Raw genomic sequence first — 22,947 nt, 5'->3', positions numbered from 1 at the left:
GAGACCATGACCACGGTACGAACCGCGACCGTCATCGGCGGTGGCATCGCCGGGCCGGTGACAGCGCTCGCGCTGCGCCGCGCCGGCATCACCGCAACCGTCTACGAGGCGTACCCGAGCACGGCCACCGGCATCGGCGGCACCCTCGCCCTCGCGCCCAACGGGATGGCGGCGCTGCGGACGGTCGGCGTCCACGACGCGGTGACGGCGATCGCCACACCGATCGGACGCAACGCCCTGGCTGTCGGCCGCCGACGCATCGACCTGCCCACCCTGACCGGGGTGCCGCCGCTGCACGTGGTGCACCGGGCCGAGCTTCACCAGGTGCTGCACGATCAGGCGTCCGCTGAGGGCGTGCCGTTCGCGTACGGCAAGCGGCTGGTCGCCGCCGAGCAGACCGGCGACGGCGTGATCGCCCGTTTCGAGGACGGCAGCACCGCCACCGCCGACATCCTCGTCGGCGCGGACGGAATCCGCTCCACGGTCCGGAGTCTCATCGACCCGGCCGCGCCCGGCCCTCATTTCACCGGGTTGCTCGGCTTCGAGGCGGTGGCCCGACACGAGGTCGACGCCGAGCCGGGCACGATGACGTTCGCGTTCGGGCGACAGGGCTACTACCTGTACTGGCCGGAGCCCAGTGGCGGCACCCGGTGGGGGGCCAACCTGCCGCAGCAGCGGCCGATGAGCCTGGTCGAGGCCCGGGCGGTGCCGGCGGAGCAGTGGCTGGACACGCTGCGCAGCAGCTACGGCGACGACGACCCGGGCCGGGACCTGATGGCGACCAGCAACGCCGCCGACCTCCAGGTGGTCGGGTCGTTGCAGATCATGCCGCCGGTGCCGCACTGGCATCGGGGCCGGATGGTGCTGGTCGGCGACGCGGCGCACGCGCCGTCGAACAGTTCGGGGCAGGGCGCGTCACTGGCCATCGAGAGCGCCGTGCAACTCGCCCGCTGCCTCCGCGACCTGCCGGACGTCGAGGCGGCGTTCGACGCGTACGTGCGGCTGCGTCGTACCCGGGTGGAGAAGGTGGCGGCGCGCGCGGCCCGGATCAACCACGCGAAGGCTCCCGGGGCAGTCGCGCGGACGCTGATGCCGTTGCTGATGCCACTGATGGTGCGCACGGTGCTGGACCCGGAGAAGACCGTCGCCGACGAGCAGCGCTACGTCATCGACTGGGACGCGCCGGTCACTGCGGTACCCGCCCCGCGCTGAGGTTGTGGGCCAGCGGGGTGGCCGGCCGGCCACCCCGCTGGTCAACGTTCAGGCCGAGGCGGCGGCCACCGCCGTCCGGGCGACCAGCGCGCGGCGCAGGTCGTCGGCGGCGTCGGTCACCACCCGGCGCAGGCCGGGGGTCAGGTCGTCGCGGGCCAGCAACGCCGCGGCCGCCTCCCGGGTCGGCTGCGCCACGGCGTAGCGGGGGAACGCCAGGGCCGCCACCCGGTCGGCCGTCCAGGGGGTACGCCGGCGCGCGGCGGCCGGCATCTCCGCGAAGTACCGATCGACGTACGCGGCGGTCAGCTCGGCCTGCTCGGGTTGCCAGAACCCCTCGGCTGTCGCTTCCAACAGCCGGTTGGACAGGTCGTCGCCCCGCACGATGATCTCCCAGGCCGCCTGCTTCGCCGCCGCGTCGGGCAGGGCGGCCCGGCACCGCGCGGCCCGTTCCGCGCCAGCGGAGCTGACGTCTGCGGCCGCCTCGATGGCGATCTCCGCCTCGCCCGCGGCACCCAGCACCACCAGTCGGCGCAGCACCGCCCAGCGCAGCTCCGCGTCGACCTTCAGGCCGGCCGGCACGTCCCGGCCGGCGAGCCAGCCGACGAGCAGGTCGGCGTCGGTGGTGGCGGCGATCCAGCCCCGTGCGGCGGCGAGCTGCAACGACTCCCCGGCCGGCGCGCCGTCGAGCAGGCGCCGGCACGCCTCGGCGACCCGGGACAACGCTGTCGAGCGGGTCAGCGGGTCGAGGTATCGGTCGATCAGTGACCGACTGAGCGTCAGCACGTCCTCCGCAATGATCACCTCGGTCTCGGTGGGCAGCGCGGCGACGATCAGGTCGACCAGGCCGGCGACCGGCCGCTCCCCGTCGGTCGCCGCGTCCAGCGCCTCACCCCACAGCACCGCCCGGGCCAGCGGGTCGGTCAGGCCGGGCAGCACCAGCGGGACGGCCTCGGCCGACGCCGGGTCGAGACGCACCTTGGCGAAGGTGAGGTCACCGTCGTTGAGCAGCAGAAGCCGGGCCGCCGGCTCACCCGTCAGCTGACCCAGCACGGTGCGCCCACCGTCGGCGGCCGGGTCGATGTCCACCTCGTCGCGCCGGACGGTGCCGTCCGCCGCATAGCGGCCCACGCCGATTCGGTGCGGGCGCAGCACCGGGTGCGACTCGGGTGCGGTCTGCACCACGGCGACCTCGGTGTAGCGGCCGTCGGCGTCGACGGCGACCTCGGCGCGCAACGTGTTGACCTGCGGCTGGCGCAGCCACAGCTCGGCCCAACCGGACAACTCCCGCCCGCTGCTGGCAGAGAGGCTGGTGAGCAGGTCGTCGAGGGTGGCGTTGCCGAAGCGGTGCGCCGCGAAGTGCGCGTTCAGGCCGGCCAGGAACGCCTCGTCGCCGAGCCACGCGACCAGCTGCCGCAGCACGCTGGCCCCCTTGGCGTACGAGATGCCGTCGAAGTTGAGCAGGCCCTCGTCGGCGTCGGCCACCTCCTGCGGGGCGACCGGGTGGGTGGAGGGGCGCTGGTCGGCTGCATACCCCCAGGCCTTGCGGCGCATGGCGAAGGTGGTCCAGGACTGGTCGAAGCGGGTCGCCTCGGCGGTGACCCGGGTGCCCAGGTATTCGGCGAAGGACTCGTTCAACCACAGGTCGTCCCACCAGCGCATGGTGACCAGGTCACCGAACCACATGTGGGCCATCTCGTGGGCGATGGTGCCGGCCCGCTGCTCGCGCTGGGTGTCGGTGACCGCCGAGCGGAAGATGTAGTCGTCGCGGAAGGTGACGATGCCCGGGTTCTCCATCGCCCCGGCGTTGAACTCGGGCACGAACGCCTGGTCGTACTTGCCGAACGGGTAGCGCTCGGTGAAGAGCTGGTGGAACCGGTCCAGGCACTGCCGGGTGACGGTAAAGATCTCGTCGGCGTCGGCGTCCAGGTGCTCGGCCTGCGACTGGCGGCAGTAGATGCCCAGCGGTACGCCGTCGTGCTCGGCCCGCCGGACGTGGTACGGCCCGGCGATCAACGAGAAGAAGTAGGTGGCCAGGGGCGCGCTCGGGGCGAACTCCCAGCGCCCGGGGGCCGGGTTGGCGGCCAGCTCGGCGTTGCCCGCGACGAGCCACTGCGGTGGTGCGGTCACCGAGAGGGTGAACGGGGCCTTGAGGTCGGGCTGGTCGAAGGCGGCGAAGATGCGCTGCGCGTTGTCGAGGAAGGACATCGCGTAGAGATAGGTCTCGCCGTCGGCCGGGTCGACGAAGCGGTGCATCCCCTCGCCCGCGTTGGAGTACGCCATCTCCGCCTCGACGACGAGCGTGTTCTCCGCGGCCAGGTCACCGATCGGCAGCCGGTTGTCGGTGAGCAAATCGAGGTCGAGGTCACTGTCGTTGAGGCGTACCCCGAGCAGTTTGGCGGGCTTGACCTCGGCGAAGGTCGCGGCGCCGGCGGTCGCCCGGAACCGGATCTCGACGCGGGAACGGAACACGTCACCGTCACCGGTCAGGTCGAGGTCCACCTGATAGGACTCGACAGTAATCGCCGCGCCACGCGCGGTCGCCTCTACACGGGTCAGGCTCGGCATCCGCTTATCCTGCCCGATGGGGATCGGCACCCGGTCACCAGACGACCCTCGGCACTGGAGGAAAGAACCATGGCGCAGCACCCCAAGGGCGACTTCGACCTCTCTCGGGCGGTCTGGCAGCGGGCCGAGGGGGACACCTCCGACAGCGCCGTTGAGGTCGCGTTCGTCGACGACCTGATCGGCATGCGTAACTCGGCCGAGCCGGACGGGCCGGTGCTGGTCTTCACCCAGGCCGAGTGGGACGCCTTCGTGGCCGGCGCGCAGGACGGCGAGTTCGACCTGGACTGATCGCGCCCGCCGACCCGTCGGTGCTGGATCGCCGTGCCGGTGCCCGTGCTGCGGACACCGGCACGGCCACGCGGGCGGCCGGGTCGACGCCCTCCCGGGTCGACCACCCGGGGCCGCTGGTCAGTCATCGCCAGGGCCGTCGCCGCCGCCCCAGCCGAGGCCACCGGGACCGGGGGCGTGGTGGAAGCCCGGGTGGTCGGCCACGTCGACGCAGCGCTCCCCGTCCGGGCCGACCGCGCCGCAGAACAGCCGCTCGGCCCGCTGCCAGGCGTCGGCCGGTGACAGGGCCGCCGCCCCGAGTGCCACCTCCGAGCGGAGCAGGCTCAACGCCTCGGCGTACGCCACTGCCAGTTCACGCGCCTCGGCCGGGCCGGGCGCGGTGAAGCCCAGGTGCACTGTGAAGAACCGGTGCGGACGGGTGGGCCGCCGTGGTGGCCCGATCAGTGACCGCCCGTCGCGGCCTCCGCCCAGTGCTCCGGCCGCTCGCCGCTGCCGCCAGTGCGGCGATCTGTTGTCACGCATCCGCCCTCCCCGTGGTTGTCCCACCAGCAGCAAACCAGGTTCCGCCGCCCCTGGGAGGGGCCAGCCGCACCGGGGTTCAGCGGCGTCGACCGGGGTAACCGCGGTGGGCGGCGGCGACCAGCCGCGCCCGCGCGTGAGGAGACCCGATGGCGACCATGCCGGCCGACCGCAGCCCGGACAGCACCCTCGCACTGCTGCGCGCCGGTTACCGGTTCGTCAGCGAGCGCTGCGAGCGGTACGGCAGCGACGTCTTCCAGACCCGGATCCTGCTCACCCCGACCATCTGCCTACGGGGCCGGCCGGCGGCGGAGCTGTTCTACGACAACGACCGCTTCCAACGTGACACCGCGATGCCGCTGCGCGTGCAGCGGACCCTGACCGGTCGGGGTGGGGTGCAGGGCCTGGACGGGCCGGAGCACGACGACCGCAAGGCCATGTTCATGTCGATCATGACACCGACCGCGATCCGGCAACTCGGCCAGCTCTTCGACGACGAGTGGCGGACCCGGATCACCGCCTGGGAGGGCGCCGGCCCGGTGTCGCTCTACGACGAGCTGGGCCGGTTGCTGACCCGGGTGGTCTGCGCCTGGGCCGGGGTGCCACTGCCGACGTCGCAGGTCGAGCGCCGTGCCACCGAGCTGCACGCCATGATCGAAGCCCCAGCGGCGATCGGCCCCCGGCACTGGCGGGGGCGGCTCGCCCGGTACCGCGCCCAACACTGGCTCACCGACCTCGTCGAACGGACCCGGGTCGGCTCAGCCCCGGCGCCGGCCGGCAGCGCCCTGGCCGTGATCGCCGAACACCGGGACCGAGCCGGCCGCCTCCTCCCCCGCCGGATCGCGGCGGTGGAGCTGCTCAACGTGTTGCGCCCGGTGGTCGCCGTCGACCAGTACATCGCCTTCGCCGCGCTCGCCCTGCACGACCATCCGGCCTGGCGGGAACGGGTCCGCGACGACGACGAGGCCACCGAGCACTTCGTCCAGGAGGTCCGCCGCTACTACCCGTTCTTCCCGCTGGCGGCGGCCCGGGTCCGGCGGTCCTTCGACTGGCAGGGCCATCACTTTCCGAAGGGCCGGCGGGTGCTGCTCGACCTCTACGGCACCAACCACCACCCGGCGATCTGGCCGCAACCTGAGCTGTTTCGTCCGGAGCGGTTCGCCGGCCGCCGGGTGGACCCGTTCGAGCTGATCCCGCAGGGCGGCGGTGATCACTGGGCCGGTCACCGCTGCGCCGGCGAGTGGCTCACCATCGACCTGATGAAGCGGGCGGTCACCAACCTGACCGCCGCCATGCGCTACGACGTGCCGGTCCAGGACCTGGCCCTGGACCTGCACCGGATGCCGGCGCTGCCGCCGCTGGGCCTGACCGTCACCAACGTCCGCCGCGCGCCCGACCTCCGCCCGGCCTGACCCGCCCCACCGGTCACGGTGCCCGGCGAGACGGGTGCCCCCGGCCCGTCAGGGATGCAGCACGCTGCGCAGACAGCCGTCCTCCTTCTTCTCGAACAGCTCGTACCCGTGGACGCCCTCGTCCAGGGAGAGCGGGTGGGTGGCCAGATAGCCGGGCTCGATCTCGCCGGCGGCGAGCCGGTCGAGCAGCATCGGAATGTAGCGCTGCGCGTGCATCTGTCCCATCCGCAGCACCAGGGCCTTGTTCATGGCCGCGCCGAGCGGAAACTTGTCGACCAGGCCGGCGTAGACACCGACGATGCTCACCGTGCCGCCCTTGCGGCAGGCCATGATCGCCTGCCGGACCGACGTCGGGCGGTCGGTCTGCAACCGGGCCGCCTGCTTCACCCGGTCGTACGCGTAGGTCGGCCCGACGTCGTGCGACTCCATTCCGACGGCCTCGACGCAGGCGTCCGGCCCGCGCCCGGCGGTCAACTCCCGCAGCGCCTCCAACACGTCGGTCTCCGCGTAGTTGATCGTCTCGACCCCGATCCGTTCGGCGGCGGTGGCGAGCCGATCCGGAAACCGGTCGATCATGATGACCCGTTCGGCGCCCAGGAGCTGCGCCGAGCGGGCCGCCATCTGACCGACTCCCCCGGCACCCCAGACGGCCACCACCTCGCCACCGGTCAGCCCGCAGAAGTCCGCCGCCATCCATCCCGTGGGCATCGCGTCGGAGGCGAACACCACCGAGTCGTCCGGCACTCCCTCGGGTACGGCGAATGCGCCGATGTCACCGAACGGCACCCTGATGTACTCGGCGTGCGATCCGGCGTAGCCGCCAGCGGCGTGCGAATACCCCAGGATGCCGGCCGCCGCGTGCCCCCACAGCTTCTCGGTGAACACCGGCTGCGGGTTGGAGTTGTCGCAGAGCGAGTACTGCTCCGTCCGGCAGTACCAACAGCCACCGCAGGCGACCACCGACCCCACCACCACCCGGTCGCCGACCCGGTGCCGCCGTACGCCGGGCCCGGTCTCCACCACCTCGCCCATGAACTCGTGGCCGAGGATGTCCCCCTCCCGCATCGCCGGCAGGTACCCGTTGATCAGGTGCAGGTCGGATCCGCAGACACTGCTGGCCCGGACCCGGACGATGATGTCCCCCTCGGCGCGGATCCGGGGCTCCGGCACGTCCCGGACCGCCAGCTTGCCGACGCCTTCCCAGCAGAGCGCCCTCACGCCCGTCCTCCCGTCATCAACGTCTCCCGCATCCTGTCGGTCCTCTTCTCCTGGGCCCGGCTGCGGCCGGACGGGTCGTCCCGGGTGTCCAACACCTGGCCGCACTCGACCAGCGCCTTCGCCCGCCGCAGCGCGTCCCGCAGCGCCAGGTCCGGTTCGTCGCCGCCGACCAGGCCGACCAACCGGCGCAGCGGGCCGGAGCGGTAGCGCATCTCGGCGCGGATCTCGGTGCCGCGGCCCTGCGGGGCCTCGGCCAGCTCGATTCGCCCCAGCTGCGGCATCGGCCCGTCCTCGACCCGCCACCGCAGCGTGCCCGCCTCCTCGACGGTGATCTCGGCCTGCCACTGCGTCTCACCGGCGGCCCGGTCCCGGGCCACGCACCGCCACCGGCGTTCGTCGAGCTGTCGCAACGTGGCCCAGCCGGCCAGCGCCCGGTCCCGCCGTTCGCGGTCGGCCCAGAAGCCGATCACCTCGTCCCGGGGCCGGTCCACTGTCACTGCGCGACGCACCACGTACCAGCCGTCCTGCCGCTGCGGCTGATGCCGATGCCGGCGGCGGGCCACCGCCCGGCCCACGCCGACCGCCGTCGCCGCGGTGACGCCGAGCAGCGCCCACCTGGTTCCGTTGTTGGTCATCACGTCTCTCTCCTCCACGGAAAACCGGGCATGGACCGCCCTTACGGGCAGCGCTACCCCGGGCCCGGCCGTCGAAACGACCCGGCCGTTTGATCCCCGCGATTGCGGGCACACGCTGCTCGGCACCGGCCGCGGCCCTGTCCGTCACGGAGTTGTCATGTCCCCGTTCAGCCCCACTGGTGACACCCGGCGCGGTGCGCGGCGGGAGGTCGAACACGAGGGCGCCGGCCCGTCGCCGGTCCGTCTGCCGATGACGTACGTCCTGCCGCTGCGCTGGCACTCCGACAACGGCCTGGCCGAGTTGACCGACTACCTGCGCTGGCTGTCCGACCGGGTCGAGGTGCTCGTGGTCGACGGCTCCCCTCCGGACCTCTTCGCCCGGCACGCCGACGCCTGGGCGGGGCTGGTCCGGCACCTCCCGCCCGACGCCACAGGTGCCGGGCTCAACGGAAAAGTGGTCGGCGTACGCACCGGGGTACGCGCGGCGGAGCACGAGCACGTGGTGATCGCCGATGACGACGTCCGGTACGACCAGGCCGGGCTGACCGCCGTGCACCTACTGCTCGACGAGGTCGATCTGGTCCGGCCGCAGAACTACTTCGACCCGCTGCCCTGGCACGCCTGGTGGGACACCGGTCGCACGCTGCTCAACCGGGCGTTCGGGGCGGACTACCCGGGCACCCTGGCCGTGCGGCACAGCACCTTCCTCGGCATGGGCGGGTACGACCCGGACGTGCTCTTCGAGAACCTGGAGCTGATCCGCACCGTGCGCGCGTACGGTGGCACCGAGGCCGCCCCGGCCTGGCTGTACGTCCGCCGACTGCCACCGGACGCCGCGCACTTCCGCGGCCAACGGGTCCGTCAGGCGTACGACGATCTGGCGCAGCCGGCGCGCCTGCTGACCGCGCTCGCGGTCCTTCCGGCACTGGCCGCGGCGGTCGCGGCCCGGCGACCCGGGTTGGTGTTCGGCGCGGCGGCCGGCACTGTCGCGCTCGCCGAGGTCGGTCGCCGTCGAGCAGGCGGTGTCGCGGTCTTCCCCGCGACGACGGCGCTGGCGGCACCGCTCTGGCTGCTGGAGCGTGGCGTGTGCGGCTGGCTCGCGGTCGCCCAGCGGTTCCTGCTCGGCGGCGTCCGGTACGGCGACACCCGCATCCGCCGGGCCGCCCACCCGGTCCGGGCCCTGCGCCCACAGGTGGGTGACCGCCCCTGACAGCACGACAGCTCGCGGTCACCGCAGTGGCCGCGAGCTGTCGCAACGGTGGTCGACCCGGTCAGGGGCTGACCTGGTGCCGGGCCTGCTGGGCCTGGTCCTTGACGTCCTGCGCGGCGGACTTGCTGTCGTCCTTGACCGCGTGCACGGCATCCTGAGCGGTGGACTTCACCGACGCGGCGGCCTGCTGGGCCGGCTCGCGCAGTTCTTCCTTCAGCTCGTTCGCGACCGCGCCCAGCTTCTCCGTCACCGCCCCGCTGTGCTCGCTGACCCGCTCCTTGAGCTGGGTCGCGGCCTGCTGCTCACGACGGGAGGCCGGGATCAGCGACGAGGCCAGCCAGCCGACCCCGAACGCGATCAGACCGGCGGCGAGCGGGTTGCCCTGGGACTTCTGCCGGATCACCCGCGGCGCGCTGTGGGCGGCGTCGCTGACGGTGGCCGCCGCCGAGTGCGCGGCGTCGCTGACGCTGGAGGCCGCCGACGAGGCGTGGTCGCCCACCGAGTGGGCGGCCTGGCCGGTGCCGTGGCCGAGGTCAGACGCAGTTCCCATGACCTTGTCCCTCACATTCTGCAGAGCGGAGCGGGCCCGCTGCTTACGGTCGTCGACGATGCGGCTGGGGCTGACCTTGTACGCCAGCGCATCCACATCGGAGCTGAGGCTGTTGCGGGTGGCTTCGATCTCACGGCGGATCTGATCGGGATCGGTGCTCATCGGGTGACTCCCTCCGGGTGTGGCTTGAGCGCGTCGGGGATCCGCTGCACGCTGTCGTTGGTCTGCTTGAGCCCGCGTACGTGCTGGGCGTTCTTCTTGGCCGCCGAGTAGAGGACGGCGGCGACCACGGCCCAGATCACGGCCACGATCAGCGCGGCCAGACCGGAGTCCATGACGTTGTCCAGGAACTGCCACACGGCGATGGACACGAAGAGAGCCACCATGTAGCCGCCGAAGCCGGCACCGCCGAAGAGGCCCGCGGCCTTGCCGGCCTTCTTGCCCTCCTGGCGGATCTCGGCCTTGGCCAGCTCGACCTCCTGACGCATCAGCGTCGACAGGTCGGTGGTGACCTGACGCATCAGGTCGCCGAGCGAGCTGTTCTTCACCTCCGCGTCGGTGTGCGGGGCCCCCGCGGTGGGGTGGTAACCGGAGTCCAGGCCGGACCCCTGCGTCGGCATGCTCATGCCGTCGTCTCCCTTCGGATGACTCGGCGGCTCACGGGCGCGGGTTGCCGCTGGACGGCACGCCCGGCAGCGGGTCGGTCTGGGTCACCGGCGGCAGCGGCTGACCGGTGCCGGAGTGCTCCGGGTGGTCGCCCCGGCCGGGCTCGGCGTAACCACCGGACGCCGGGTCGGCGTAGCCGGCAGCCGTCTGGTCGGCGTAGCCACCGGACGTCGGCGGGGTGTGCGTGCCGGGGGTCGGGTCGAGGTAGCCACCGGCCGGAACGGCGTCCGGCACCGCGCGAGGCGCCGGCGGCGGCGTCGGGATCACCGCGGTCTGCTCCGGGTCGTACGCGCCGGCACCCCGGTAGCCGGCGGAACCGTTGCCGGAGTCGTCACCCGCCGCCGAGATGCCACGGGTCAACCGACCCGCCAGCACACCGAGGACCGCCGCGCCGACCAGGAAGGTGCCCGGGTTGCGCCGCGCGTAGTCGCGGACCTCGGTGACGAGGTCACCGGGCTGGCGCTCCTCGAGCCAGCCGGCCACACCGTGCACCCGGTCGGCGGCCTGGCGGGCCAGCTCGGTCACCGGGCCGGCCTGGCCACCCTGCTCGGCCATCGAGCGCATCTCGTCGGCCAGCGAACGCAGCCCACCGGCCGCCTTGCGCTGCTGCTCACCGGTCTGGCTGGCGAGCTGGTTGCGAGCCTCGCCGTACAGGTTGCGGGCCTGCCGGGCCGCCTCACGGCCGACCTCGGTGCCCTGCTCCTTGGCGGTCTGGGCGACCGCACCGCCGGCCTGCGCGGCCTCCGACCCGACCTGGCGCGCCTGGTCGCGGACGCCGCCGCCGTTGGTCGAGGGCTGCCCGTACGTGGAGGAGGTCGGTGAAAGATCGTAAGTCATGATTTCCCTTCCGCTCAGCAAGTCGTCGCGGTATGTGCTGGGGGGATGCGGCGCGATGTTGCCGCCGCTGACCATTGACCTACCCTGCGTTTCGGCTTCCATACCTCTTCGTGCATTTCTCTGCGCGGCCCACCGGATGAACTTCAAAATGGAGGATCGTCGGGCTGCGTCACGTCGCCGCTGCGGACAGTGAGGTTCGCGAGGCCGACAGATCCACGGAGGGGGCAGCGATGGCACGAGGCGCACGAGGCGGTCGGGCGGCCGGTCCCCGACCCCGCGTCCAGCTGGCCGCACTGGTCGTGGCCGGGGTCTTCCTGCTGATCGGTGTCCTCGGCTTCATCCCCGGCATCACCACCGACTACGGCGAGCTGAGGTTCGCCGGGCACCACTCGGACGCCCGCCTGCTCGGGCTGTTCCAGGTGTCGATCCTGCACAACGCGGTGCACCTGCTCTTCGGGCTGGCTGGCCTGGTGCTGGCCCGCAGCATCGCCGGCGCCCGCGTGTTCCTGGCCGCCGGCGGCGCGATCTACCTCGCCCTCTGGCTGTACGGCCTGGCCATCGAGGCGGTCAACCCGGAAGGCGGGGCGAACATCCTGCCGGTCAACGACGCCGACAACTGGCTGCACCTCGCGCTCGGCTTCGGGATGCTGGCGCTCGGGCTGCTGCTGTCGAACCAGGCGGGCACCGGTGGACGCCTGGACAGCCCCGCTGAACGGCGCTGACCTGGCGCTCTTTGTTTCGCCGCCAGGCAAACAGGGGTAATCGACCGGCGAAGGAGGTGCGATCATGCCTCGTTGGCTGCGTGACAACGCCCTGGCGGTCGCCATGCTGGGCGCGTTCCTGGTCTTCCTCGTGTTGCAGAGCGTCTTCGGCTGGCAGACCCACAACGAGGAGCTGACCGAGTTCGGGGCCGCACCGCTGAGCTGGCCGGCGTACCTGACCAGCGGGCACTTCGCCGAGGCGGTCTTCGAGAACTGGGAGTCGGAGTTCCTCCAGATGGGCGGCTACGTACTGCTCACCGCGTACCTGGTGCAGCGGGGCTCGGCCGAGTCCAAGCCGGTGGACCAGACCGACCGGCCGGAGGACGACGAGCGCCGCGCGACCCCGCAGTCACCCTGGCCGGTCCGCGTCGGCGGCCTGCCGTTGGTGGTCTACCGGAACAGCCTCTCCATCGCGCTGCTGCTGATCTTCGCCGGTTCCTTCGTCGGTCACCTGCTCGGTGGCACCGCCGCCTACAACCAGGAGCAGGCGCTCCAGAGCGGCGCGCCGCCGATCGGGGTGTGGGAGTTCCTCGGCACCAGCGACTTCTGGTTCCAGTCGATGCAGAACTGGCAGAGCGAGTTCCTCGCTGTGGGCGCGCTGATCCTGCTGAGCATCGTGCTGCGCCAGCACGCCTCGCCGGAGTCGAAGCCGGTGACCGTCGCGCACGCCAGCACCGGCGCCTGAGGGGGCGACGCGGCAGTCAGGCCGCGACCGGCAGCCGCTTGGCGAAACAGACGCTGTACGGGTTGCCCACGTACTCGCCGTAGACCGGGATCTGCTGGTAGCCACACGAGGTGTACAGCGCCATCGCCGCCGGCAGGTAGGTGCCCGTCTCCAGGCAGACCACCGAGTGCCCCTGCCGGAACGCGCACTCCTCCAACGCGGCGAGCAACTGACGACCGATCCCCCGCCCCCGGTACGCGGGCCGGACGTACATCCGCTTGACCTCGCCGGTCTCGGCGTCGAGCGCCTGGAGCCCACCGCAGGCCACCGCCCGACCGTTCACCACCACCGCCAGGTAGCGGACGTCGTCGTGCGGCATGAAGACCTGCCCGTCCAACCCGCCATCGGCCTCGCGCAGCTCACGCTGCTGCGCGGTGACCATGGCGGCGATCTCCGGATCGATGGCAGGCCGGGACTCGATCAGCATCACCCCACGCTAGGACGCGCCGATTTCGCGAAGGTTTCCGGAAATCAACCCCATCACGGAGCGCAACGAACTACTCGGCGTCGTCCTCGTCCTCGTCGTCGGGGTCGTCGGACGCGTCCGCGCCCACCTCGTCCGCCGACCGCACCCGACGAGCCTTGCGGGCCGCGAGCCGATCCGCGGCGGAGGCCCGGTTCGACTTCTCCTCCAGGCGGACGTCGGTGCCCCGGTTGCCGGGTACGAACTCCACGCCGGCGAAGAGCGTCGGCTGCCAGTCGAACTCGCGCACGCCGATCCGGACCAGATCACCGGGCTGCGCGCCGGCCTTGGCCAGCTTGTCCTCCACCCCGAGCCGGGCCAGCCGGTCAGCCAGGTAGCCGACCGCCTCGTCGTTGTCGAAGTTGGTCTGCTTGACCCAGCGTTCCGGGCGGACACCGCGCACGGTGAACGAGCCGTCCGCCTCGGCCGTGATGGTGAAACCGTCGTCGTCCACGGCGATCGGGCGGATCACGATCCGGGTCGGCTCGGCGGGCGGCGCGGCCTTGCGCTCTGCCTCTACCAGCTCGGCCATCGCGTAGGTCAGCTCCTTGAGCCCTTCCCGGGTGGCCGCGGAGACCTCGAACACCCGGTAACCGCGCTCCTCCAGGTCGGGACGCACGATCTCGGCGAGGTCGCGGCCGTCCGGCACGTCGACCTTGTTGACGGCGACCAGCCGGGGGCGGTCGGCCAGGCCGCCGTACTGGCTCAGCTCGGCCTCGATGGCGTCGATGTCGGCCACCGGGTCACGGCCCGGCTCCAACGTCGCCGAGTCGATGACGTGCACCAACACCGCGCAGCGCTCGATGTGCCGCAGGAACTCCAGGCCCAGGCCCTTGCCGGTGGCCGCGCCGGGGATGAGGCCCGGCACGTCAGCGACGGTGAAGGTGTGGTTGTCCATCCGGACCACACCGAGGTTGGGCACCAGGGTGGTGAACGGGTAGTCGGCGATCTTCGGCTTCGCGGCGGAGATGACCGAGATCAGCGACGACTTACCGGCGGACGGGAAGCCCACCAGGCCCACATCGGCGACGCTCTTCAGCTCCAGCACGATGTCGAGTTGGTCGCCGGGCTCCCCCAGCTCGGCGAAGCCGGGCGCCTTGCGCTTGGCGTTGGCCAGCGAGGCGTTGCCGCGCCCGCCGCGCCCGCCGCGCGCGACCTCGAAGGTGGTGCCGGCGCCGACCATGTCGGCCAGCACAGTGCCGTCGGTGGTCTGCACCACGGTGCCGTTGGGCACCTTGAGCACCAGGTTGTGGCCGTTGGCCCCGTCCCGGTTCGAGCCGGCACCGCCCTTGCCGTTGTCGGCCTTGACGTGCGGGTGGAAGTGGAAGTCGAGCAGCGTGGTCACCTGCGGGTCGACCACCAGGGACACGCTGCCGCCGTGTCCGCCGTTGCCGCCGTCCGGCCCGCCGAAGGGCTTGAACTTCTCGCGGTGGATCGAGACACAACCGTGCCCGCCATCGCCGGCCTGCAGATGCAGAACGACCCGGTCAACGAACGTTGCCACGGCGTCAATCCTTCCAGCGAGGTCCACCCCCGCACTTCGCGAAAAAGGCTAAGCGGGCCGGGACCCGGAGGTCCGCGGCCCGCTTAAGCCCGAGAACTACTGCTGCGGAACGATGCTGACGGTCTTGCGACCGCGCTTGGTGCCGAACAGGACCGCACCGGCGGACAGCGCGAACAGCGTGTCGTCGCCGCCACGGCCGACCAGGTCACCGGGGTGGAACTTGGTGCCACGCTGCCGGATGATGATCTCACCGGCGCTGACAACCTGACCACCGAAGCGCTTCACGCCGAGTCGCTGGGCCGCGGAGTCACGACCGTTACGCGAGCTGGACGCACCCTTTTTGTGAGCCATTGGAGGACGACCTACTTCCCGCTGGAGATGCCGGTCACCTTGACCTGGGTCAACGGCTGGCGGTGACCCTGGCGCTTGTGGTAGCCGGTCTTGTTCTTGAACTTGTGGATCCGGATCTTCGGGCCCTTGGTGTGCGCGGCGATTTCGCCGGACACCGCGACCTCGGCAAGCTTCGCCGCGTCGGTCACCAGGTCGTCACCGTCGACGAGGAGCACCGCGGTGAGCTTCACCGCGTCACCGGGGGCACCGGTGAGCTTCTCGACCTCGATCACGTCGCCCTCGGCGACCTTGTACTGCTTGCCGCCGGTCTTGACGATCGCGTACATCGGAGGCGGACTCCCTGTCGTTGAGGCTGCTGGCGGTCGTCCCCGCAGCGGCTCGCCGGGTAGCAGTGCACGGCGGCGCGGGCACACGGGAACTCGGCACACCAAAGGTGGGCCGCAGGCAAGAGTACGCCATTGCCGGCCCGGACCCCAAACCGGCCCGCCCTGGTCAGCGCGCGCAGAGCCGGTCGAGGCGCTGCTGAAGCCGGCCGGGTTCGCCATCGTCGATCGACCCGACGTCGACCCCGCGCGCGCGAACCTCGGCCCGACTCCGGTGAGCAGGGTCGTGAGCTGCGGATCGTCGGCCCACTCCGACCGCCCCCGCCGCACGGTCCGTCAGTCGACCAGCGCCGCCCCGGCCCGCCGCCGGGCAGCCCTCGGTCGTACGGCCGTCCCCGGCGCCCACCGCCGCGAGCGGCGGGTCCCGCTCCGGCAGGTCCACACGGCAGCGGGGCCGGCCGGCCGCCTGCGCGGCGGCGCGAACCTGGGTGGTGTCGCCAGCTGACCGCAACGGCAAGGTCCCTCTCCCGGGCACTGTGCCAGGGAGAGGGACCTTGTCAACGCACGTGGCCGGTCAGGTGCTCAGGGGCGGGTCCGCCGACGGGCGCCACCCCGACGCGACCGACGACGGCCGCCACCGCCGTCGGTGCTCTCCTCGTCGCCCTCACCGTCAGCGAGCGCGTCCGGGTCGTCCGCCGCGGCCAGCCGAGCCGACTCACCCTGTTGGGCGTCGGAGATCGCCGGCGCGGCCGGGGTGTCCGACTCGTAGCGGGACAGGTCGTAGCCCATGGTGTCCTGGTAGTCGGCGTCCGGTTCAGGGCTGGAATCGGTGTCGACGACCTCGACCACGGTCCGCTCGGCCGCCGCCGGGGCGTTCTTGCGGGCCCGCCGTCGGGACGACGTGGCGCCCTGCTCGGCCGCCGGAGCGGGAGCCACCGACGCGGCGACCGCCTTGACCTTCTCTCCCGCACCGGCGGGGCGCGGCTTCTCCGGCACCGGCTCGGTGTGGATGATGACGCCCCGGCCCTTGCAGCACTCGCAGGTCTCGCTGAACGCCTCCAGCAGGCCCGCGCCGATCCGCTTCCGGGTCATCTGCACCAGACCGAGCGAGGTGATCTCGGTGACCTGGTGCTTGGTGCGGTCCCGGCCCAGACACTCGGTGAGCCGACGCAGCACCAGCTCACGGTTCGACTCCAGCACCATGTCGATGAAGTCGATCACCACGATGCCGCCGATGTCGCGCAGCCGGAGCTGACGGACGATCTCCTCCGCCGCCTCCAGGTTGTTGCGGGTGACGGTCTCCTCCAGGTTGCCCCCGGAGCCGGTGTACTTGCCGGTGTTGACGTCGACGACAGTCATCGCCTCGGTGCGGTCGATCACCAGCGAGCCACCGGAGGGCAGGAAGACCTTGCGGTCCAGGCCCTTGATGATCTGCTCGTCGATCCGGTACTCGGCGAAGACGTCACTCGTGCCGACGTGCCGGCGGACCCGGTCGACCAGGTCAGGAGAAACGTGCGACAGGTACGACTCGACCATGTCGTACGACTGCTCGCCCTCGATCACCAGCTCGCGGAAGTCCTCGTTGAACAGGTCCCGGACCACCCGGATGACCAGGTCGGGCTCCCCGTAGAGCAGCACCGGAGCACCACCCTCGGCGGCCTTGGCCTGGATGTCCTCCCACTGCGCCTGGAGCCGCTTGACGTCACGGGCCAGCTCGTCCTCGGTGGCGCCCTCGGCGGCCGTCCGGACGATCACGCCCGCGCCGTCCGGGACCAGCTTCTTGAGCACGTCCCGCAGCCGCTTACGCTCGTTGTCCGGCAGCTTGCGGCTGATCCCGGAGGCGTTGCCGTTGGGTACGTAGACCAGGTGCCGACCCGAGAGCGCGATGTGGCTGGTCAGCCGTGCGCCCTTGTGCCCGATCGGGTCCTTGGTGACCTGGACCAGCACCGAGTCGCCGGAGCGCAGCGCCTGCTCGATCGAGCGGGCCCGCCCCTCCAGCCCGGAGGTGTCCCAGTTGACCTCACCGGCGTACAGCACCGCGTTGCGGCCCCGGCCGACGTCGACGAACGCGGCCTCCATGCTCGGCAGCACGTTCTGCACCTTACCGAGGTACACGTTGCCGGCCATGGTCGCGGAAGAGTTGCGGGTGACGTAGTGCTCGACCAGCACCCCGTCCTCCAGGACGGCGATCTGGGTACGGTCACCGCGCTGGCGGACCGCCATCACCCGGTCGACGGCCTCCCGGCGCGCCAGGAACTCCGACTCGCTGAGGATCGGCGGGCGGGTACGGCGCTGCTCCCGGCCGTCGCGGCGGCGCTGGCGCTTGGCCTCCAGCCGGGTCGAGCCGGACACACCCTGCACCTCGTCGACGGTGCGGCGCGGCTCGCGGATCTTCACCACAGTGGGCACGCCGTCGTCCGCGGCGCCCTCGGTGTCACCGGCGCCACGACGGCGGCGACGACGGCGACGACGGGTCAGGCCGTCCCCGCCCTCGGACTCCTCGTCCTCGTCACCCTCGGTCTCGGCCTCGGCGGTCTCTTCCTCGTCGGTCTGTGCCGCCTCCTCGGACTCCTCGTCCTCGGCGTCGTCGGCCCCGCCCTTGCCCCGGCCGCGACCCCGACGACCACGCCGGCGGCGACGGCGCGCGGCGGCGCTGTCCTCGTCGTCCTCATCCGCCTCGGTGGCCTCGTCGGCCTCCTCGGTCGGCTCCTCTTCGGCCTCGATCGCCTCGATCGGCTCCACCGGCTCGACCTCGCGGCGGCCACGTCGACGGCGACGGGACGGCTCGGCGGCTTCCTCGACGGCCGGCTCCTCGGCCGCCGCGGCGGGCTCCACCGGTCGGGTCACCGGCACCGCGTCCGGCTGGGGTGCCATGAACAGCACTGTGGGCGCGGAGAGCGCAGCCCGGCGACGACGGGTACGCGGCTGCTCCGGCTCGATCTCGGCGGGCTCGTTCGGCTCGTCCGTCACACCGGACACGGCCACGCCCGGTGCCACGTCGCCGGCGCGCTCCTGCGGGCCACTGCTCCAGGCCAGCTCGGCGGCGGACGTGCTCGGGAGGGCCGGGGAGTCGGTCAACTCGGCCTCGGCCTCGCGCAGGTCGGACTCCGCCGGCTCCTCGACGACCGGCTCTCCGACGGCCGGCTCCTCGACGGCGGCGGCCGGCTGCTCGGTGGCGGGCGGCTCCTCGACGGCGGCGGGCGTGGCCTTCTTGCGCCGGGTACGGGTCACCTTGACCGGCGGAACCACCTCGGCCGAGGCCGCCTCCGCGGAGGCGGCGACCAGCGGCTCCTCAGCGGTCGTCTCGATGGCGGTGGCCTTGCGGCGACGCCGGGGGGTCTTCGGAGCGACGTCCTGGTCGCCGGAGACCGGTGCGAAGACCTCCGCCTGCGGTGCTTCGGCACTGCCGGCACCACCGGTGGACGCCTCGACCGGGGCGTCGGTCTGCTCCGGCTGGTTGAGCGGGGCGGCCCGGCGACGGGTCGCCCGGGTGCGCCGCACCGGCGCGGCCGGCTCGGCGGCCTCGGGAGCGCTCTGGGCGCCGGCTGGTTCCACCGAGGCCGAACCGACCTCGGTGGTGGGGGGCGCGACAGCGGCGCCGTCGGCAGTGCTGCTCTGGTCGGCGGTCTCGCCGGCCGGCTGTGAACCGGTCCGTTCGCCGCCCTCGGGCTCGTTCTCGAGCATGGACGTTCTCCAGTTCTGGCTACCCCGGGCGCGGGTGAGCGCTGCCACGCAGGGTCGCCGCAAAAGTGTTTCCGCCGGGCGCGCGTGGTGCGCGACCGCCGAAGTCTGCCTGCCAGAGCACGGACCGTCGGTCAGTGCCCAACGATGGCTGCCCCGTCGCGGTCCGCATCCAACGGATCCACGATCGCACCCTGCGCGGTCAACGTGCCCTGAGCCAGCCGGGTCACCCTCGGCGAAACCGGCGGCTCCAGGTCGGCCACCACGCGGAGGCCGGAAAGGACGTCATCGGGCCGTACGGACGGGGTGACCTGCCGCACGACCAGTTCGAGTATCGCACACGGTACGGCCGGCGCCCCGGAAGGCGTCGGCGTAGGCAGTTGGACATCGATCGATATCACGGCGGCGCGGGCGTCGAAAGTACGTCGCCCCTGCTTGGTCATCCGCTCGACCAGCACCTCCTCGGCCGCGACGAAGGCGTCCACGGCGGCGCGCAGCACCGCCGGGTCGACCTCGGGCAACTCGATGTACCAGCGCGACGCCTCGATCCGCTCCGGCAGGTTGCCGCCCTCGGCGATCACAGCGTCCAGGACGTCCAGCCCCGGCGAGAGCGCGGCGTCCAACGCGGCGCGCAGCGCCTCCGGGTCGACAGCGGCCTGCAGGGCGATCTCCAGGTACTCCGCCTCGCTGGCCACCCCGGTGGGCGCGGCGCTGGCGTAGGAGATCTTCGGGTGCGGGTGGAAACCCTGCGAGAAGGCGACCGGCACGGCGGCCCGGCGTAGCGCGCGCTCGAACGCCCGGGCGAAGTCCCGGTGCGAGGTGAATCGCAGCGGCCCGCGCTTGGCGTACCGGATGCGGACGCGCTGGACGACCGGTGCCTGGCCGCCCTCGGGTTGAGGCTTCTTGGCGATCGTGGGCTCCTCGGGTGTACCTGCGTGTCCGCCCATCCTGGCGCAGAGCCCGTGGCGGTACGCAGCCGGGGCAGCCGAATGGCCCCGGCAGACGGGTGCAAACCGGTCAGCAGGGGCGCGACCACCCGGTGCGAATGCCGATGGCCGGCCGGTGACCCGGAGGTCACCAGCCGGCCATCACGATCGGGACCGGTTACCGCTCTGTCGGCGGGACCGGCGGTGGCCCGCCCGGCGGGCCGTAACCGGACGGCGGGCCGTAGCCGGGAGGAGGTGCGTAGCCGGAGGGCTGGCCGTGGCCGGGTGGCGGCGGGTAGCCGGGAGGAGGTGCGTAGCCGGGTGGCGGGGCGTAGTACGCGTCCGGCGACGGAGGTGCGCCAGGGGTCACCCGGTCGAGCACCTCGTCCGGGATCTGGGCTGCTCGGGCCGCCTCCCGCCGGTAGCGCCGCCGGTTCCAGATGAGGAACACCGCCAGCCCCAGCAGCAACACCAGCACCACGGCGATGCCGATGCCCACCACCATCACCTGCTGGTCGGTCGGACCACCGCGGTCACCGTGCTGGGTGACGTCGAACTCCTCGTCCGCACCCCCGGTACGGGCCGGGCCGCCGGTGCCGGCCGGGTCCGGATCGGTCGCGGCGGCCGGACCGAGCAGCGGGTTGCTGGTGACCGGCGGCACGTTGGCGGTCAGCGCCTTCATCGGGTCGATCACCCCGAAGCCGTACTGCGGATCCCGTCCGGACGGGCCGGCGTCCCGGGCGGTCCGGATGATCCGGTTGATCACGCTCGGAGCGCTGAGGTCCGGGTACTTCGCCCGGATCAGCGCGGCCAGGCCGGAGACGATCGCGCTGGAATCGGAGGTCCCGTCGCCCCAGCCGTAGCCCGCCTCGTTGGTGATGTTGTAGACGCTGTCGCCCGGAGCGGCGACCACCGCCTCCGGCCCCCGGACGGAGCCGGACCAGAACTTGCCACCCTTTGTCGTCCCGGTCACGGCGATCACGCCCGGGGTATTCGCCGGGCTGCTCACTGTGTTTCTGCCGTTGGCGGTGTTGCCGGCGGAGCCGACCACGACGACGTCGTGGTCCAGCGCGTACTTGATCGCGCTCGCCTCCTGAGGGCTGGCCATGCCCGGGCCACCGAAGGACATGTTGATCACCTTGGCGCCGCCGTCGACGGCCATCCGGATGCCGAGGGCGACCGCGGCCTCGCTGTTGCTCCCGGTGCCCTTGCGCAGCTTGATGGGCAGGACCTTCGCGCCGGGAGCGATGCCGTCCACACCGTCGGAGCCACCCTTCGCCGCGATGATGCCGGCGATGTGCGTGCCGTGCCCGTCCTCGTCGGCCCGGCCGTCGCCGGCCGCGCCGTAGCTGCGACCACCCGCAAGCACCTGGCCACGCAGGTCGGGGTGGCTGGCCTCGACGCCACTGTCGAGCACGGCCACGACCACGCCCCGCCCGGTCGAGACCTTGTGCACCTGGTCGATCCGCAGCTCGTCCAGATACCACTGCTCGGCCCGCCGAGGCGCGGCGGCCGCCGGCTGGGCGACCCCCGCCACCAGGAACCCCGCCAACAGACAGGCGACTACCGGCCGGAGGCTTCCGACGTTCACCCTCATCCGTCCATCCTCACCGAAGGACGCCCGGCGACGCCCCGTCACCGGGGCCCCACGGATCGTCGTCCTCAGTCAACCACGACGAGTGCTCGGAGCCGCCGCCACCGCCGTGTCCGGCGCCGCCCGCGCCGCCCATCATGCCGCCGCCCATCATTCCGGCGCCGCCGATGCCCGCACCACGCGCGCCGCCCGCCATCCCGGCACCACCAGGGCCAGCGGCAGCGGCAGCGCGCAGCGCGTTCGCGGCGCTCGTCATCGGCGGCAGCTTTCCGTTGCCGCCACCCACCATGCCGGGGATGCCGCCCACGCCGATGCCACCGCCCGCGCCGATGCCACCACCAGCACCGATCCCGCCGGCCGACCCGACGCCGGCACCGCCGCCACCGAACCCGCCGCCGGCGCCACCGAGGCCGGCGCTGCCGACCCCGCCGCCACCGATGCCGCCGCCCAGGCCGCTGACGCCGCTCGGACTGGCGCCGGCCAGACCGCTGCTGTAGCCAGCGTCGCTGCCCGGGTAGCTGGAACCGGTCGACGGGGAGGTGAGCTGACCGGTGCCGCCGGTGGGTGAGCCCTCGCCGATCCCGCCCGGCGTGGTCGGGGAGAACGGGCCGACGGTGGACGTCGGGCCGCCCGTTTCGCCGATGCCCGGCGGCCTGCTGCCGATGGTGGGGCCACCACCGATATCGGGCTTCCCGCCGAAATCCCCACCACCGATGTCGGGTCGCCCGGTTGGCGGAATCCGGGTGTCACGCCTGATGTCGTTCTCGTCGTCACGCGGAGGATCACCGATGCCTGTCGGCGGGACCACTGTCAGCTTGGGACGCTCCGTGTAGACCGCCTGGGGCAGCGGCGCCATCGCGGTGTTCGCCGCCTGCTGGTTGTCCCGGTACCAGTTGTCCAGGTGGGACTTGGTGTCCCACCAGCCGCCCCGCTTCTGGTCACCGGCCTGACCGTCGACCTTCATCGTCGCTTCCAGGTCGTCGGCCTTGTCCCGGAACGCGCCGTCGGCGTACGAGGCGGGATTGTTCTGGTAGTCCTGACGCAGGGCGGCGAGGAACCCCGACGAACTCTCGCCGTCGCGGGCGTCGTCGAGCTCGGTGCCGTTGGGCAGGCTCCACTCGTTGAAGCCGAAGTCGTCCATCAGCGGGATCGGGATCGTGGAGACCGACTTGCGGATGTCGCCCTCGATCCGCGTCAACGCGCCACTGACGTTCGTCGCGTCGGTGATCAGATCCTCGATCTGCTTGCCGATCTTGCCCAGGTGCTCGCGGTACGCGTCGCCACCGCTGCCCTTCCAACCGGCGAGCATCCCGGGCAGACCGCCGACGTTGGGGCGTTCCTGACCTGTCGCGACCGGGCCGACGAACGACCGACCGACGAGCGCGTCGCGCAGCTGTTGCAGGCCGCTGGAGAGATTGCTCCAGCCCGCTCCGACCGAACCGACCGTTTCCGGGTCCGCGGAGAGCGTCACCTCGCGGACGCACCGCTCCCAGGTTCCTCCAGCCATG

21 protein-coding genes are annotated in these 22,947 nt (G+C 72.4%); 6 read left to right on the top strand and 15 right to left on the bottom strand.

The features are described from left to right. Positions 1-6: 6 nt before the first annotated feature. On the top strand, positions 7-1,212 hold the full coding sequence (locus tag ACX27O_RS31505) for an FAD-dependent oxidoreductase (RefSeq protein WP_030336532.1): 1,206 nt from the start codon (positions 7-9) through the stop codon (positions 1,210-1,212). Positions 1,213-1,260: 48 nt separating this feature from the next. On the opposite strand, the gene pepN is transcribed toward ACX27O_RS31505, so the two are convergent. After that, positions 1,261-3,777 (bottom strand): aminopeptidase N, encoded by a 2,517-nt coding sequence (gene pepN / locus ACX27O_RS31500; RefSeq protein WP_458940535.1) that lies wholly within the window; start codon positions 3,775-3,777, stop codon positions 1,261-1,263. A 69-nt stretch (positions 3,778-3,846) separates the two neighbouring features. Here pepN and ACX27O_RS31495 point away from each other — a divergent pair, with 69 nt between their 5' ends. Next, on the top strand, positions 3,847-4,065 hold the full coding sequence (locus ACX27O_RS31495; protein WP_030336536.1) for a DUF397 domain-containing protein: 219 nt from the start codon (positions 3,847-3,849) through the stop codon (positions 4,063-4,065). A gap of 120 nt (positions 4,066-4,185) precedes the next feature. Here ACX27O_RS31495 and ACX27O_RS31490 read toward each other — a convergent pair whose 3' ends face one another. Then, entirely contained in the window at positions 4,186-4,587 is a 402-nt protein-coding gene (locus ACX27O_RS31490) for a hypothetical protein (protein ID WP_030336538.1), read from the bottom strand. Positions 4,588-4,733: 146 nt separating this feature from the next. Here ACX27O_RS31490 and ACX27O_RS31485 point away from each other — a divergent pair, with 146 nt between their 5' ends. After that, positions 4,734-5,996, top strand: coding sequence for a cytochrome P450 (locus ACX27O_RS31485; RefSeq protein ID WP_030336540.1), 1,263 nt, complete (start codon positions 4,734-4,736; stop codon positions 5,994-5,996). Positions 5,997-6,044: 48 nt separating this feature from the next. On the opposite strand, the gene ACX27O_RS31480 is transcribed toward ACX27O_RS31485, so the two are convergent. Both ACX27O_RS31480 and ACX27O_RS31475 read right to left on the bottom strand, forming a co-directional pair. Next, on the bottom strand, positions 6,045-7,214 hold the full coding sequence (locus ACX27O_RS31480; RefSeq protein ID WP_210860857.1) for a zinc-dependent alcohol dehydrogenase: 1,170 nt from the start codon (positions 7,212-7,214) through the stop codon (positions 6,045-6,047). Then, positions 7,211-7,849, bottom strand: coding sequence for an SRPBCC family protein (locus ACX27O_RS31475; protein WP_357640610.1), 639 nt, complete (start codon positions 7,847-7,849; stop codon positions 7,211-7,213). The genes ACX27O_RS31480 and ACX27O_RS31475 overlap by 4 nt, the downstream gene beginning before the upstream one ends. Before the next feature lie 157 nt (positions 7,850-8,006). On the opposite strand from ACX27O_RS31475, the gene ACX27O_RS31470 reads away from it, so the two are divergent. After that, complete coding sequence (locus tag ACX27O_RS31470) at positions 8,007-9,059, top strand: glycosyltransferase family 2 protein (protein WP_358134153.1); 1,053 nt, start codon at positions 8,007-8,009, stop codon at positions 9,057-9,059. Between the two features lie 61 nt (positions 9,060-9,120). Here ACX27O_RS31470 and ACX27O_RS31465 read toward each other — a convergent pair whose 3' ends face one another. The 3 genes from ACX27O_RS31465 to ACX27O_RS31455 are packed head-to-tail and all read right to left on the bottom strand — an operon-like array spanning position 9,121 to position 11,112. Continuing rightward, the gene (locus tag ACX27O_RS31465; RefSeq protein ID WP_030336548.1) at positions 9,121-9,771 is read right to left on the bottom strand and encodes a DUF3618 domain-containing protein; all 651 of its coding nucleotides are present in this window, start codon (positions 9,769-9,771) and stop codon (positions 9,121-9,123) included. Continuing rightward, positions 9,768-10,235 (bottom strand): phage holin family protein, encoded by a 468-nt coding sequence (locus ACX27O_RS31460; RefSeq protein WP_030336550.1) that lies wholly within the window; start codon positions 10,233-10,235, stop codon positions 9,768-9,770. Before ACX27O_RS31460 ends, ACX27O_RS31465 begins: the two co-directional genes overlap by 4 nt. Positions 10,236-10,266: 31 nt before the next feature. Beyond that, on the bottom strand, positions 10,267-11,112 hold the full coding sequence (locus ACX27O_RS31455; protein ID WP_030336552.1) for a hypothetical protein: 846 nt from the start codon (positions 11,110-11,112) through the stop codon (positions 10,267-10,269). A 230-nt stretch (positions 11,113-11,342) separates the two neighbouring features. On the opposite strand from ACX27O_RS31455, the gene ACX27O_RS31450 reads away from it, so the two are divergent. Beyond that, positions 11,343-11,834 (top strand): DUF4383 domain-containing protein, encoded by a 492-nt coding sequence (locus ACX27O_RS31450; protein WP_030336554.1) that lies wholly within the window; start codon positions 11,343-11,345, stop codon positions 11,832-11,834. Between the two features lie 64 nt (positions 11,835-11,898). Further along, positions 11,899-12,558 (top strand): DUF6766 family protein, encoded by a 660-nt coding sequence (locus tag ACX27O_RS31445; RefSeq protein WP_030336555.1) that lies wholly within the window; start codon positions 11,899-11,901, stop codon positions 12,556-12,558. A gap of 16 nt (positions 12,559-12,574) precedes the next feature. Here ACX27O_RS31445 and ACX27O_RS31440 read toward each other — a convergent pair whose 3' ends face one another. From ACX27O_RS31440 to ACX27O_RS31405, 8 genes are all read right to left on the bottom strand, one after another. Continuing rightward, positions 12,575-13,024, bottom strand: coding sequence for a GNAT family N-acetyltransferase (locus ACX27O_RS31440; protein ID WP_210863478.1), 450 nt, complete (start codon positions 13,022-13,024; stop codon positions 12,575-12,577). Between the two features lie 70 nt (positions 13,025-13,094). Further along, positions 13,095-14,564 (bottom strand): GTPase ObgE, encoded by a 1,470-nt coding sequence (gene obgE, locus ACX27O_RS31435; RefSeq protein WP_030336558.1) that lies wholly within the window; start codon positions 14,562-14,564, stop codon positions 13,095-13,097. A gap of 96 nt (positions 14,565-14,660) precedes the next feature. Next, positions 14,661-14,915: a 50S ribosomal protein L27 gene (gene rpmA, locus ACX27O_RS31430; RefSeq protein WP_007464062.1), complete on the bottom strand. Its 255-nt coding sequence runs from the start codon at positions 14,913-14,915 to the stop codon at positions 14,661-14,663. An 11-nt stretch (positions 14,916-14,926) separates the two neighbouring features. Next, positions 14,927-15,241 carry a 50S ribosomal protein L21 gene (rplU, locus tag ACX27O_RS31425; protein WP_007464063.1) on the bottom strand — a complete coding sequence of 105 codons (315 nt, stop codon included), beginning with the start codon at positions 15,239-15,241 and terminating at the stop codon, positions 14,927-14,929. 579 nt (positions 15,242-15,820) lie between these two features. Then, a complete protein-coding gene (locus tag ACX27O_RS31420) occupies positions 15,821-18,922 on the bottom strand; it encodes an Rne/Rng family ribonuclease (RefSeq protein ID WP_458940533.1) in 3,102 nt (1,033 codons plus the stop codon). A 131-nt stretch (positions 18,923-19,053) separates the two neighbouring features. Continuing rightward, positions 19,054-19,866, bottom strand: a complete 813-nt coding sequence (locus tag ACX27O_RS31415) for a TIGR03936 family radical SAM-associated protein (RefSeq protein ID WP_081884033.1) — start codon at positions 19,864-19,866, stop codon at positions 19,054-19,056. A gap of 157 nt (positions 19,867-20,023) precedes the next feature. Then, complete coding sequence (mycP, locus tag ACX27O_RS31410) at positions 20,024-21,442, bottom strand: type VII secretion-associated serine protease mycosin (protein WP_358134148.1); 1,419 nt, start codon at positions 21,440-21,442, stop codon at positions 20,024-20,026. 10 nt (positions 21,443-21,452) lie between these two features. Beyond that, positions 21,453-22,946 carry a WXG100 family type VII secretion target gene (locus tag ACX27O_RS31405; protein ID WP_358129729.1) on the bottom strand — a complete coding sequence of 498 codons (1,494 nt, stop codon included), beginning with the start codon at positions 22,944-22,946 and terminating at the stop codon, positions 21,453-21,455. Between the last annotated feature and the right edge of the window lies 1 nt (position 22,947).

It is taken from the genome of Micromonospora sp. SD19 (genome assembly GCF_054462275.1).
This window is presented reverse-complemented; position numbering and strand designations above follow the sequence as displayed.

Coding starts and splice junctions, on each gene's coding strand:
- ACX27O_RS31505 (WP_030336532.1), top strand. CDS start 7: ATGACCACGGTACGAACCGCGACCGTCATCGGCGGTGGCATCGCCGGG.
- pepN (WP_458940535.1), bottom strand. CDS start 3,777: ATGCCGAGCCTGACCCGTGTAGAGGCGACCGCGCGTGGCGCGGCGATT.
- ACX27O_RS31495 (WP_030336536.1), top strand. CDS start 3,847: ATGGCGCAGCACCCCAAGGGCGACTTCGACCTCTCTCGGGCGGTCTGG.
- ACX27O_RS31490 (WP_030336538.1), bottom strand. CDS start 4,587: ATGCGTGACAACAGATCGCCGCACTGGCGGCAGCGGCGAGCGGCCGGA.
- ACX27O_RS31485 (WP_030336540.1), top strand. CDS start 4,734: ATGGCGACCATGCCGGCCGACCGCAGCCCGGACAGCACCCTCGCACTG.
- ACX27O_RS31475 (WP_357640610.1), bottom strand. CDS start 7,849: ATGACCAACAACGGAACCAGGTGGGCGCTGCTCGGCGTCACCGCGGCG.
- ACX27O_RS31470 (WP_358134153.1), top strand. CDS start 8,007: ATGTCCCCGTTCAGCCCCACTGGTGACACCCGGCGCGGTGCGCGGCGG.
- ACX27O_RS31465 (WP_030336548.1), bottom strand. CDS start 9,771: ATGAGCACCGATCCCGATCAGATCCGCCGTGAGATCGAAGCCACCCGC.
- ACX27O_RS31460 (WP_030336550.1), bottom strand. CDS start 10,235: ATGAGCATGCCGACGCAGGGGTCCGGCCTGGACTCCGGTTACCACCCC.
- ACX27O_RS31455 (WP_030336552.1), bottom strand. CDS start 11,112: ATGACTTACGATCTTTCACCGACCTCCTCCACGTACGGGCAGCCCTCG.
- ACX27O_RS31450 (WP_030336554.1), top strand. CDS start 11,343: ATGGCACGAGGCGCACGAGGCGGTCGGGCGGCCGGTCCCCGACCCCGC.
- ACX27O_RS31445 (WP_030336555.1), top strand. CDS start 11,899: ATGCCTCGTTGGCTGCGTGACAACGCCCTGGCGGTCGCCATGCTGGGC.
- ACX27O_RS31440 (WP_210863478.1), bottom strand. CDS start 13,024: ATGCTGATCGAGTCCCGGCCTGCCATCGATCCGGAGATCGCCGCCATG.
- rpmA (WP_007464062.1), bottom strand. CDS start 14,915: ATGGCTCACAAAAAGGGTGCGTCCAGCTCGCGTAACGGTCGTGACTCC.
- rplU (WP_007464063.1), bottom strand. CDS start 15,241: ATGTACGCGATCGTCAAGACCGGCGGCAAGCAGTACAAGGTCGCCGAG.
- ACX27O_RS31420 (WP_458940533.1), bottom strand. CDS start 18,922: ATGCTCGAGAACGAGCCCGAGGGCGGCGAACGGACCGGTTCACAGCCG.
- ACX27O_RS31415 (WP_081884033.1), bottom strand. CDS start 19,866: ATGGGCGGACACGCAGGTACACCCGAGGAGCCCACGATCGCCAAGAAG.
- mycP (WP_358134148.1), bottom strand. CDS start 21,442: ATGAGGGTGAACGTCGGAAGCCTCCGGCCGGTAGTCGCCTGTCTGTTG.
- ACX27O_RS31405 (WP_358129729.1), bottom strand. CDS start 22,946: ATGGCTGGAGGAACCTGGGAGCGGTGCGTCCGCGAGGTGACGCTCTCC.